Genomic DNA, 12239 nt, shown 5'->3' with positions numbered 1-12239 from the left:
TCGGTGCATCATTGGATGCAGCGGTGAGTGTGTCGCAACTACTCGCCGCGGAGCCTGTGTAATCGAGTGAGAGATAGCCAATGAACTCTGAAGTGAAACCTGCTGCTCAACCACACGAGCGCTTTCCCGTCGATCTCAACACTACCAGGATTGACGGGCTTTCAATCCGCTATGCGCGAGCGCCGCGTGAAGACGCCGAAACCCTGTTGCTTCTGAGCCCTTGGCCCGAGAGCCTTATGGCGTTTCTGCCAACCTGGGCCAGTTTTACCGAGCGATATGATGTCCTGGCGCTGGATCTTCCGGGCTTTGGGAAGTCCGACGGGCGTCCAGACATCATCGCGCCAGAAGCGATGGGCAACTTCATCGCTAAAGCGGTGCGCCACTTTGATCTCGACCGTCCGCACGCCGTTGGTCCCGATATCGCCACGTCGTCGCTTCTCTTCGCTGCTGCGAACCACCCGGATACGTTCTCATCAATAACAATCGGTAGCGGTGCCACGGCCGACCCGCTTGAGGTGGGCAGCCAGCTAAAGGAGATGATCGGCCTGCCGTCGCTCGACCCACTCTCGAGTATCGACGTCGACGGACTGATTGATTCCCTCCTTGGGAGCTTGCAGAACTACACCGCGCCGGACTTCGTGCGCGAAGACTACATCGCTTCTTATAGTGGCGAAGGGCGGTTCGCCGAATCTGCTCGCTTAGTGCGGCGCTACCCCCATGAGCTACCGGTACTCAAGGAGCGGCTGGGTAAGATTGGCACGCCAACTCTCGTGATCATGGGGCGCCACGATCCCTTCGTTCCCGTGTCGAACGGACAATTTTTGGTCGATCGCCTGCCAACTGCGCATCTGGAGATCGTGGACACCGGGCATCTCGTATGGGAAGACGCGGCTGATCGCTACGCCGAATTAATCATCAATTGGGTCGAGAGACACAAGCGAGAGTGAATTTATGATCGCCGTACACTAGCAAGGGCGCCATCGGCACGGCAAAGCGGATTTGCGATCGGGTGTCATAACCCTCCCTTGGTCCAGTCCCTCATTTAGTTTGTTGTTAGGGGCCTTGTCGTACAAGGCTGATTCGATGCCGAGGATTAAAATCCTCGGCATTTTTTATACATATCGGCCTGGAAGTGTAAAATTCGGCCGCTATTTCTCGCGCTGTGTCGATTTGAGGCACTTGTTCGGTCATCAATCGGTTGGGCGCAGCGCCTGGGAAAGGGACTCGGTCCTCAACCCGCGAAGCCCCTACGTTCGTTGCAGACGCTGAACTGGTGCCCAATCAACAGCAGTCGTCCTCGCCCCGCCGCACGGGACTTTGCCGGGTTACGGGCGCAGAGAAATGTTTTCGAAATAAGAATAACCCGCCAATCCAAGACTGGCGGGGCTCAGCGTTAAATCAAATGTCCAGCAACAACACGCCGAGTGAGGGGCTGGATCCCTTGGTCGTGGCGTCGGGATGCCGCGCATCAACCGCCGCACGGAGATACACGGAAGTCGGCGATTCAGATCGTGGTCTCAGCTATTGTCGTGATGCCGGCTTTTGGCAAATAACGCCGTACCACCCCAAGCCCCGATAGGTTTCGTAACCGGGAGTAGCCGCAAACGACACGGTCGTGCCGTCGGAGACGCTATAGAACCCGGAAGGCTTCCCGTCCGTCTTCAATGGAAATCGTTCGTCGAGGATACCCTTGCCGTCAGAAGCTGCGATCACACGGAACGAGGAGTCAACGATCATGCAACGAGTTCGCTGCCACGCCTCTTGGCTAAGACGAACACCGTTGACCACGGCCTGAGCCTGGGGCGCCCAGTCGAACAAAACGACGAGAGCGCCCAGCGCACGCCCCGCGACCGAACCGCCTTCGCGTACCGCGGTCGAATAGGCTGCCACCTGCGCATTCCCCATCCGCGGCAGCGTTTCGACATCCGTGGCTGCGTATTGCGCGCCGGACGTGGTTTCCATTGCGGCGCTGAACCACCTCGCGTCTGCCACCTTTTGCCCACGCGCCGAAGAGCTCGCATGACGGCCGTTTGCGACGACGACCCCGTCGCGATCGACAACCCAGATATCGCGATAAACCGTATAGCTATCGAGTATGACGGCGAGCCGTTTGGACGCGTAATCGCTCGATGCGTCGCTTCTGTGCTTCAGGCAGTCAACCACCGCCGAGTCTGTCGCCCACCATCTCACGTCACATGACCGCTCGTATAGGTTGCGGTCGATGATGTCGATCATGTTGAGAGCGAGGTCTGCGCAACGCTGTCCTTCATGCGAGCGCAAACGTTCGATCATCCTGTCACCGAGTTCTGTAAGTTTCGACAACGAGCCTGCCAGTTCCTTATTGAGGCTGGTGGTGATTTCTGCAATCCGCGTTGCGACGTACTTTACTTGGTTTGCGACGACGGCGAACCCCTTGCCGGCGTCACCAGCTCGTGCAGCTTCGATTAAGGCATTGACCGCAAGAAACGTAGTTTCTCGATTGATGCCATTAATATCGTCTATTTTATTGGACGCAAGCCGCCTCACTTCGTGTGCGAGTTCTACAATTTCCCTGGGATTAGACACGTTGGTTGATCCTCTGCTCATTGACGACCTCGGGCGGATATCGGACGCCGTTGCGCGGCGAGATGCCCAGTGTTTTGAAAAGAACCGGTCCATGCCGACGAGTTCTCGCTACCGAACGATTTCGCTTCCGAAGTTTCATCACACTCGTTAGGTTGACTAGTGCTTTAACCTGCAGGAAACAACTGATGGCCTAACGTTCGAGGTAGGTCGGCCGATCAAGAGTGCCCTTGACGGATATGCGACGCATCGCTCAACCTCGGCAACTATGCTGAGCGATGCGTGGTCGCCATCAGGCGGCCAAACGTCAAATTCCTCCGACACACATATATTTGATGACCAAGTATTCGTCGATACCGTAGTGCGAGCCTTCGCGTCCGATTCCTGATTGTTTGACTCCGCCGAACGGTGCGACTTCGTTTGAAATCAGGCCGGTGTTGATTCCGACCATGCCATATTCGAGCGCTTCCGCAGCGCGCCACACTTTACCGAGATCACGGCTATAGAAATATGCAGCGAGGCCGAACTCGGTGTCATTCGCCATGGAGATGACTTCGTCGTCACTTTCGAAGCGAAAGATCGGTGCCAACGGTCCGAAAGTTTCTTCGCGGGCTACCTGCATCGACTGAGTGACTTCAGTCAGCACTGTGGGTTCGAAGAAACTGTGGCCGAGCCTGTGCCGCTTGCCGCCGGCAATGAGTTTGGCGCCTTTTTCAAGCGCGTCCCGAATGTGCTCTTCCACCTTGAGAACGGCTACCTCGTTAATGAGCGGACCAAGTGTCACGCCCGCCTCGGTTCCTCGTCCAACGGTCAGATTTTCGACTGCGCGGCTGAGTTTGGTGGCGAACTCGTCGTACACGGTATTGTGGACGTAAAACCGATTCGTACAAACGCACGTTTGGCCACTATTGCGGAACTTGGATGCCACCGCCCCCGCGACTGCTTCGTCGATATCGGCATCGTCGAAAACGATGAACGGCGCGTTTCCGCCCAATTCCAAGGACAGTTTCTTGATCGTCGGGGCGCATTGAGCCATCAGCATGCTCCCGACTGGAGTCGATCCAGTGAAGGATAATTTGCGGATAGTCGGGTTACTCGTTAGCTCCGCGCCGATTGCCCGCGAACTGCCGGTAATCACGCTGAAGATGCCTTTCGGAACGCCGGCACGCTGAGCAAGTACCGCGAGTGCCAAGGCCGAGAGTGGCGTCGCATCCGCAGGTCGAACAATGATCGGGCAGCCTGCGGCGAGTGCGGGTCCAACCTTGCGAGTGATCATGGCGGCAGGAAAATTCCACGGCGTGATCGCTGCACATACGCCAATCGGCTCTTTCGTGACCAAAATGCGGCAGTCGTTCGTGACGGTCGGGATGACGTCGCCGTATGTTCGCTTAGCTTCTTCACCGAACCACTCAAGAAAGGCTGCGGCGTACTGGATCTCACCCCTAGCCTCTGCGAGTGGCTTTCCTTGTTCGGTCGTAAGAATGAGAGCAAGGTCATCGATGTTCTCCAGCATGAGCTCGTACCATCGGCGCAGAATGGCGGCACGCTGTTTGGCCGTCTGGCTGCGCCATCCTGGCCAAGCAGTGTTGGCCGCGTCGATCGCCCGTCGCGTTTCAGCCTCTGCCATCTTGGGCACGCGGGAGATCAGCGCGCCGGTTGCTGGATCAATCACGTCAAATGTCTGACCCGATTCCGCGTGCTGCCATTCACCCGCCAGAAAACATTGCGTCCGAAGTAGAGAAGGGTCTCTAAGCTCAATCATCACTCACCCTGATAAATAAGTTAAATGTGTGTTACCCGTGAACTTCCGAAGCTCACGGCGTGGCTAGGCTGTGTGTGACGCGTTCCTGGGCGCGAAGCGGGTTTAGCATCCGCCTTGCGTGACTGCGTCACGATTTCCGACTTCAGTGTCTTTTCGGGCGAAACGGCGGGCCTGCCCTGCCGCGGCCTAGACGAGCAATGTCGTTTCGACGCTCGCCACGACGAACAGTGCTGCGGCGTCGAGATCGGTCTGTGTAATTTGCGATTGACCATCAGTAAGCCCGCAGCCTTACCTGCGGCTCGGACGGTGCAGATACCATCAAGGATTGCGTGCTGCAACTCAGGATGATTCGCTTGCCCGTGATAGCCCATTGATGCCGCCAGGTCAGCCGGCCCGAAGAAAACCCCGTCCACGCCGTCGACCGCAATGGCCGGGGCTGGCCGCGTGAACGAGCCGGCAAGCGGGATCTCGCCCGCGTTGAGGGCCTCGTCATAAGGGGAGATTTTGTTCGCAAGCCGCGCGACGCCCGTGGCCGGATGATTCAGCACGGCAGCTGCAAGGCTGGTTTCCTCTATCACGCCGTTCTTGTGCAGCATCGCACCGACCCAGCGCAGATCGACGGCCATCGGCTTCACGGGTCGATCACCGAGCACAATCCCTGCATCGGCGGCGAAATCGATGATTGTGTCGAACACCTTGCGTATCGCATGGGTATCGCGATCGAACTGCTCGATCAAGGCGTCCATGATTTCGATGGCTGGTACGACGTGGCAGGTGGCCGACAGTACTTCGAAGAGCGTGACGCCCGGCCCATCGAGTGGCTTGTCGAGCACGAACGCGAACGGTGCTTCATAAACTGCATTGCCGAGCGTATCGAGCGTAGTGCGGTCGTTGAGCAGCGTGCCGTACACGACGCAGTTCACGGGCGCAGGGCAGGCTGAACCGCGAGACAACGCCCACGAGCCGTCTGCACGTCAAAATCGTGAGGGAGGGCTTCGCCTTCGGCGTGAAGGAAGTGATCAGATGGTGCGAACATGGGTCCGAGGCCGTGCCACAAAAATACTAATATGTTAGCAATATTGCACTTGATATGATTTGACGTCAACAGCTTGTCGTGCCGCTGAGGGTTTCTCCCGAGCACGCGGCTCCCGCTCTGCCCACCGTCTGCCATGTCTGAACCAGTCTCCAAGCGCTTCCTTCACCACAATTTTCCGGTGCTGCTGCGAGCTCGGGAAAAAATGATGGAGCGGTTTCGTCCGCTCATTACCGCACATAGGTTGACCGAGTAGGAGTGGCGGGTGATTCGCGCGCTCGACGAAAATGGACCGCTTGAGCCCAGGCAGATTTCTGATTTATGTACGATATCGAGCCCAAGCATTGCCGGTGTGCTGCCCCGGATGGAAGTAAGGGGTCTTGCCACGAAGGTGCGTTTCGAGGACGATCAGCGTCGCGTGCGAGCGTCGTTAACGAAGCAAAGCGTCAACCTGGTTCGCGTACTATCGTAGGATCTCGAGGCTGAATATCTCGCGCTTGAGCGCGAGGTTGGCGCAGAGGCTGTCGAGCGAGTCTATCGGGCGGTTGACGCGCTACTCGTCGGTCTCGAGCAGGACGGATGGAGCCGGTATTTGGTGCGAAGGAGTCCTGGCTCGGCGATCCCGCCGCAGCAGCTCGTACGGCGGCAAACCGTAGCGCTTCTCAAATGCTCAGCCGAAGTGATACAGGTCGTTCTGCAATCGAAAGCCATCTGGCTCACTCGCATTACCCTTCCTTCGCTAGGCAGCGTAGGACTGGCGGCGAGCCAACCGCTCCAGATTTCTGCAATTTCCGTAGTACCTTCGGCAGCGAACAGGCGATTCAGCGTGCGCACGGACATACCGTTGAAGCAGGCGATTCCATGCACGTCGAGGTCGGGTTGCGGTATCGGCGCGCAGCGCACAGTCGCCTTAGGACGAAAATCGTGCGTACAGTTGCTTGTGGTTGCGAACGCCTAGCTTGGCATACGCATTCTTGCGATGCTCTGCTACGGTGTTCGGCGCGATGCCGAGCTGCCGTGCTATTTCCTTCGCGCTGAGGCCCAGCAGAATTCGGCCACAGACCTCGAATTCCCTCGCGCTCAGCATCGGGCTGACCGCAGCAAGGCGCTGCTCGATGGTCGGCGCGGTGGCGGCTTGCTCCAGCAAGCCGTTGGGTGCGTGCGTCGCTTTGGGTGTGACGAGCTGCCGGTGCTTATTCGCACTAGCGGTCAGGATCGGTGCCACTGTGATGAGCCGGGCGTATTCAGAGTTGTCAAAATGCCCCTGACTCGAATCGCGATAGAGATTGACCGCAATCCAGTTGCCGGGGTCAAAGCGTTGGAAGAGGGACAACCGATCAACGATGCCCGGTTTTTCGTAACAGGACACCCGGTAATCCGCGTTCGCGATATCTTCGGCCCGTTGCCGTTGGATGAAGAGCTGTCTGTCCGAGTCGATGTTCGCGGTGCGCAGTTGCCAAGTCGGGTCGGCATTGAAGAAGTGGCCGCCAAGATAGACATAGGCCGTGTCTTCCGCGCAGGCAGGCGAAAGCGTGCTGCCGGTGCCCAGCAGGCCGGGGGGCGTCAGCTTCGAAAAAGACAGGATGCACAGGTGGGCGAACTTGACCACCTGCGACAGGGAATCCGTCAGTTGTCTAGCATAGCCCGGCTCGCCCAAACGTCCGATCAGATCGATGGCGACGGACACGCACGAGGACGCCGGCTCTCGATGAATATCGATGGTTCGTACATCCATGACAACCTCCTCGTGGCGTTGCGGCTGTGTCGGCACGGCCCCATGTCGTGTTACGGCCTAGTCGGGCTCGTTATCCCGCGCCTGGCCGCCTGAGATTGCGTTGGGCACCATTGCATCGGTTGCTATTAAATCAGCAATTAATGGGAAGAGAACCCTCTGCTTTGTATGTGTGCGGCTGGCGACCCTGCACACGCGCGCGGCTCACTCTGTCACCGAATATCGCTGAGCACCACCTGCGCCTCGCCCCGAGCGCGAGAGGGGCTTATTCCGTGCGCGCGAGGATTGTGAAGAGGACTCATCGCAAGAATGCGCGTCCGTGCTAATCATTGTTGAGCGAGCGTTGTATTATTGAGTCTACGCCAATGGTTTTTGACGGTCAACAAGGTCGGCATTGGCATGCAGAAAGGCGTGATCGTCGGGGGAAACCCTAGTGAGGGGCGCCGCGCGCCGATCTATGAACGCCTGCGGCCGCGCGACGCCCCTTGACCGAGCTACTTGGGTAGAACTTCCGATGAATAAAGGCATACAGTCGATTGAACACGGTTTTCTGCTGCTGGACGCGCTGGTGGAGGCTGGCGAGCCGACGCCGATGAGTCGTCTTGCGGCTCGCGCTGGGATGACAACGAGCAAGGCGCGCGCTTACCTGATCAGCCTGATGAAGACGGGTCTCGTGACGCAGGTTAGCGAGGCCGGGCCTTATGAGCTCGGGCCGGCGGCCATCCGACTTGGCATGGAAGCGCTCCGGCGGGTAGATGCAATGCAGACCGCGCGACGCGTGATGACGGAGCTTGACCGGGCGACGCGTTTGCCGGTTGTGCTGACGATGTGGAACGGCGACGCAGCCACGATCATTGCCCAGAACGAAGGCATGCGCACTTTCCCCGTCGATTTCCGGGTGGGGCGCGCGCTTTCGGCCTTGACCCGCACGGCAGCCGGCAGGATTTTTATGGCCTATCTGCCGCCAGCTTGGACCGCTGCGCAGGTGCGGGGCGAGCTTGTCGATAATCCGCGCCATGACGATACGCGCCACATCACCGAAAACTATCTTAAAGAACAAATCGCCTGGGTGCGGGAGAACGGCATGGCTGTCGTGGATGGATTTCGCGTGTCCCCTGGCATTGTCCTCGACGGCTACTCGTCGATCGCCGTGCCGGTCGTCGATCAGGTCCAGCAGCGCTGCTTCGCCGTATCGATCATCTTCAATCGCGACTGCGATGCGGCGCAGCGTGCATCGTACCTGTGTGCTGCGAAACAGGTGCTCAGCCATACCGTACCCGCCCGTTCTCTGACGGACTGATGGCAATTGCCCAAGTGAGCGCCACCGGTTTGCCCGAACCGGAGGAGCGGTGACGAAGGAGCACCGCGCGGCTTCGTTGAACGCGCGGCTGTGACGTATGCCTCCTGCCGATGAAGGAGGTCGCGAGGGGTCGCCTCCTGTTTCGAGGGGATGCTGTCGAAGCGTTGATCGCGTTACGCTGACGCAAACCACAAAAGGCCCAGCGTGACGGGCCGGACGGAGACATCCCCCATGCGTAGCTGGACCACCCGGGCGAGTGCGGTCGACGCACGCCTGTCGATCGACCTGATCGAGTCGCTGACGCGCTCGCTCGGCACGCCCGCCTGCGCGCGCACGATGCTCGATGCGCTGAACAGGTTCGCGACGGTCGATCATTGCGCGTTGTTCATTCGACTGCGCGGCAACGATTTGCGCCTGCTTGCCACTGAGAGTCGCGTATCGCGCTCGAATGCAGCCCGCGCGGCCATGCACTACATGAGCGAAATGCATCGGTACGACGGAGCCGACGATGCGTCGATTGCGATTCGCGAAACCGGCGACGAATCGGTTCATCTGCGCTACCGCACGCGTGAAGAGGTGACCAACGCGCGCTATCGTTTGGCGTGTTACGAGCATGTCGGCATCGAAGACAGGCTCACGATGTCGAACCAGCATGCGGGCGGCGCGGCAACCTTGCTCAACTGCTACCGCGATGAACATACCGGCCGATTTACCGACGCGGAACTAGAAGCGCTTACGGAGGTTGCGCCGCTCTTCCTCGCGTTCGCACAGGCGCACGCGAGACTCACGATTCCCCACGATATCCCGGTTGCCCGCTGGCGCGAGTCGCTCGACCACAACGCCGGCGCAGCGCTCTCGTCGCGCGAGCTGGATGTCTGCTCGAGCCTGCTTAGCGGTCGCACGCTGGCCGACACCGGAAAGAAACTCGGCATAAGCATTAACACGGTGATTACCTACAGCCGCAGGGCATATGCCAAGCTCGGCGTCGGGTCTACCCGGGAACTGCACGATCGGTTAGTCGGGGCCGGCGAGCCCGCTGTTACCTGCTAATCGACTCATGGGCGCCGACCAGAGCGGACAAACCGGCGTCCGATAACCACGACGCAAAAGCGCAAAAAAAACCTATTGGAGACTCGGACGTGAACATCGCCTTATCGGATGACGCAAGCGGAGAACATCAAGTCCGCGAGGACCGGCTGTACCGCAAGATCATGCTGCGGATCGTGCCTTTTTTGTTCACCTGCTATCTCGTTTCGTTTCTCGACCGGATCAACATCAGCTTTGCCCACCTTGAGATGACGCGCGACCTGCGCATCAGCGAGGCCGCATACGGTCTTGGCGCGGGGATCTTCTTTATCGGGTATGTACTATTCGAAGTGCCAAGCAATCTGCTGCTGACTAGGATCGGTGCGAGGCGGACGTTTTGCCGGATCATGGTGTGCTGGGGCATCGTGTCGGCCTGCACGATGTTCGTTCAGAACTCGTGGCAGCTCAACGTACTGCGATTTTTGCTAGGGGCGTTTGAAGCCGGATTCTTCCCGGGGATCGTCCTGTACCTCACCTACTGGTTCCCGCCGCGGCGTCGCGCTACGGTCGTCTCGTGGTTCTTTGCCGGAGCGGCGCTGGCCGGCATGCTGGGCGGGCCGCTTTCCGGCTGGATCATGCACGGCATGGCGGACGTCAACGGATTGCGCGGCTGGCAATGGGTGTTCGTGCTCGAAGGGGTGCCTGCCGTGCTGCTGGGAGTGGCAGCCTTCTTTCTCCTCGTCGACCGGCCGGAGCAGGTGGGTTGGCTCACTGACGATGAAAAATCGACCTTGCGCCTGGCATTGTCCGTCGAGCAGCAGGAAAAGCACACCGTTTCCGCGGCGTCGGTGGTCGAGGCTTTTCGTAGCATTCGTCTGTACTGGTGCGCATCCCTGTACTTCGCGTTGGCCTGCGGTTCCTATGCGATCAGTCTGTGGATGCCTGTGATGCTCAGGGAAGTCGGCGTCCACAACGCGCTGATGATCGGTATGTACAGCGCCATCCCCTGCGGTATCGGCGCGCTCGGCACAGTCCTGATATCGATGCATTCGGACCGTAGGGCGGAGCGGCGCGTGCACTTCGCCGTGTGCTCGCTCGTCGGCTCGGGCGCCCTCATGGTCATCGCGGCCTTCGGCGCTAATCTGGGGTTGATCGCAACGCTGGTCACGCTCAGCGTTGCGATCGCGTTCATCTATGCGGCGATTCCGATCTTCTGGTCGTTGCCGCCGATGTTTCTGTCTGGAAAGGCAGCAGCAGCAGGCATCGCTCTGGTGAGCAGTCTCGGTTCATTGGGTGGCTTCGCGAGCCCTTGGCTGATCGGCTTGATCGCCACCCGCACGGGACGCCTTGGGGACGGCCTGTATGTGATGGTGGCGCTGATGGTCATCAGCGGGTTATCGGTGCTGATTGCGCTGCCTTACGCCACTCGGAGCCGGAAGGAGTTCCCCTAATCTCATTCAAAAATAACTATCGGAGACTCGCGTGAAAAAGATATACATAGGAATGTTGATTACTATCGCCTCGGCGGGCGTCGCCCATGCGCAGAGCAGCGTCACCCTGTACGGCATCATTTCCGTTTCGTTGGAGGCCGTGAATAATGCGGGCGGCTCGTCGGCCTATCAGATGGTGGGCGGTGTGCCCCAGCCCAGCCGTTTCGGCTTCAGGATCAGAGAGGACCTAGGCGGAAAAAGCGCGGTGATCGCGACTCTGGAAAACGGGTTCGACAACGTTAGTGGAAAGCTGGGGCAGGGCGGCCGGCTGTTCGGCCGGCAGGCATGGGTCGGGCTGACCAATCCGCAATGGGGGACACTCACAGCTGGACGGCAATACGACGCGTTCTGGGATTACTTCACTTCGATGACCACGTTGGTCGGCAACGTCGGGCAGGTGGATCATCCGGGTGATGCCGATAATCTCATTGGAACATGGCGATACAGCAATTCGCTCAAGTACGTCACGCCCACCTATCGTGGCCTCAATGCGGAGGTGCTATACGCGTTCAGCAATGCGGCCGGGGCGTTCGGCGTCAATCGTGCATATAGCGTCGGGGCCGGCTACCAGACTGATAGTCTGCGTATCGCAGTCGCCTTTGTCCAACTCGACCAGCCGGGTATGGCCAACGCCAATGGTGCGGTGAGCAACGATTACGGCGGTGCGCCGTTCCTGCTGTTCCGGAGCAGCCCACTGAATCCGTCCGTGGGCGTGCAACGGCAACGCAACTACGGAATTGGCGGCTACTACGATTTCGGTAATGGCTTGCGGTGGGCTGCGCTGATCGATCAGGTGCATTTCACGTACCTCGATCAAACCAGCTTCACGCTGACGAATTACGACACGTCATTTTCTTACCAGGTCACGCCGAGCCTGTTTTTCCTCGGTGGCTATATCTATTCGCAGGGTCGGTACGGCGGGATCGATGCGCGCTCACACTGGAACACGACCGTACTAAGCCTCGATTATTACCTCTCGAAGCGCACCGATATTAGCTTGACCGACAATTTCCAGCGCGGTTCGGGCAGTCGTGCGCCCGCCGGGTTTTATCTGAATGCGCCTTCAACGAGCGGTACGCAGAACATCGTGATGCTTGGGCTGCGACACAAGTTCTAACCGACGTAGTGCGGAGCGAACGAGGACACGTCTCATGTTTGCCTGTGACGTGTCCTCGTTTGCATTTGAGAAATCCGGCCTGAAGTCGCTTGACAAAGCTTTTTCCACATCGAACGAATGATTTGTCATCAACACTTAGTGACAGAGACGCATGCAGTCGGACAGTAAACTTAAGTCAACTCAACATCAGCCTGACAATGTCGAACGATCCTGAATT

Annotated in this window: 8 protein-coding genes and 2 pseudogenes; 6 read left to right on the top strand and 4 right to left on the bottom strand. The window is 58.8% G+C overall.

All coding sequences use genetic code 11. The annotated features are described in order from the left end of the window. Positions 1-80 precede the first annotated feature (80 nt). A complete protein-coding gene (locus tag PQR42_RS28595) occupies positions 81-947 on the top strand; it encodes an alpha/beta fold hydrolase (protein WP_408494242.1) in 867 nt (288 codons plus the stop codon). 574 nt (positions 948-1521) lie between these two features. Here PQR42_RS28595 and PQR42_RS28590 read toward each other — a convergent pair. From PQR42_RS28590 to PQR42_RS28580, 3 genes and pseudogenes are all read right to left on the bottom strand, one after another. Beyond that, entirely contained in the window at positions 1522-2565 is a 1044-nt protein-coding gene (locus PQR42_RS28590) for a methyl-accepting chemotaxis protein (RefSeq protein WP_408494240.1), read from the bottom strand. A 304-nt stretch (positions 2566-2869) separates the two neighbouring features. Then, on the bottom strand, positions 2870-4324 hold the full coding sequence (locus PQR42_RS28585; protein WP_408494239.1) for an NAD-dependent succinate-semialdehyde dehydrogenase: 1455 nt from the start codon (positions 4322-4324) through the stop codon (positions 2870-2872). A 20-nt stretch (positions 4325-4344) separates the two neighbouring features. Continuing rightward, positions 4345-5175 (bottom strand): annotated as a pseudogene (locus PQR42_RS28580) (aldolase/citrate lyase family protein); the annotation flags it as partial. A 318-nt stretch (positions 5176-5493) separates the two neighbouring features. Between PQR42_RS28580 and PQR42_RS28575 the strand changes: the two are divergent. Next, positions 5494-5934: pseudogene (locus PQR42_RS28575) on the top strand (MarR family transcriptional regulator); the annotation flags it as partial. 333 nt (positions 5935-6267) lie between these two features. Here PQR42_RS28575 and PQR42_RS28570 read toward each other — a convergent pair. Continuing rightward, a complete protein-coding gene (locus PQR42_RS28570) occupies positions 6268-7092 on the bottom strand; it encodes a response regulator transcription factor (RefSeq protein ID WP_408494237.1) in 825 nt (274 codons plus the stop codon). Between the two features lie 511 nt (positions 7093-7603). On the opposite strand from PQR42_RS28570, the gene PQR42_RS28565 reads away from it, so the two are divergent. From PQR42_RS28565 to PQR42_RS28550, 4 genes are all read left to right on the top strand, one after another. Further along, positions 7604-8389 (top strand): IclR family transcriptional regulator, encoded by a 786-nt coding sequence (locus PQR42_RS28565; RefSeq protein ID WP_408494235.1) that lies wholly within the window; start codon positions 7604-7606, stop codon positions 8387-8389. A 231-nt stretch (positions 8390-8620) separates the two neighbouring features. Beyond that, positions 8621-9439: a helix-turn-helix transcriptional regulator gene (locus tag PQR42_RS28560; protein ID WP_408494233.1), complete on the top strand. Its 819-nt coding sequence runs from the start codon at positions 8621-8623 to the stop codon at positions 9437-9439. Between the two features lie 89 nt (positions 9440-9528). Further along, on the top strand, positions 9529-10866 hold the full coding sequence (locus PQR42_RS28555; RefSeq protein ID WP_408494231.1) for an MFS transporter: 1338 nt from the start codon (positions 9529-9531) through the stop codon (positions 10864-10866). A gap of 31 nt (positions 10867-10897) precedes the next feature. Beyond that, positions 10898-12022 (top strand): porin, encoded by a 1125-nt coding sequence (locus tag PQR42_RS28550; protein WP_408494229.1) that lies wholly within the window; start codon positions 10898-10900, stop codon positions 12020-12022. Positions 12023-12239: the final 217 nt, after the last annotated feature.

The sequence above is a fragment of the Paraburkholderia sediminicola genome (assembly GCF_046027355.1).
Taxonomy (GTDB): domain Bacteria; phylum Pseudomonadota; class Gammaproteobacteria; order Burkholderiales; family Burkholderiaceae; genus Paraburkholderia; species Paraburkholderia sediminicola_B.
This window is presented reverse-complemented; position numbering and strand designations above follow the sequence as displayed.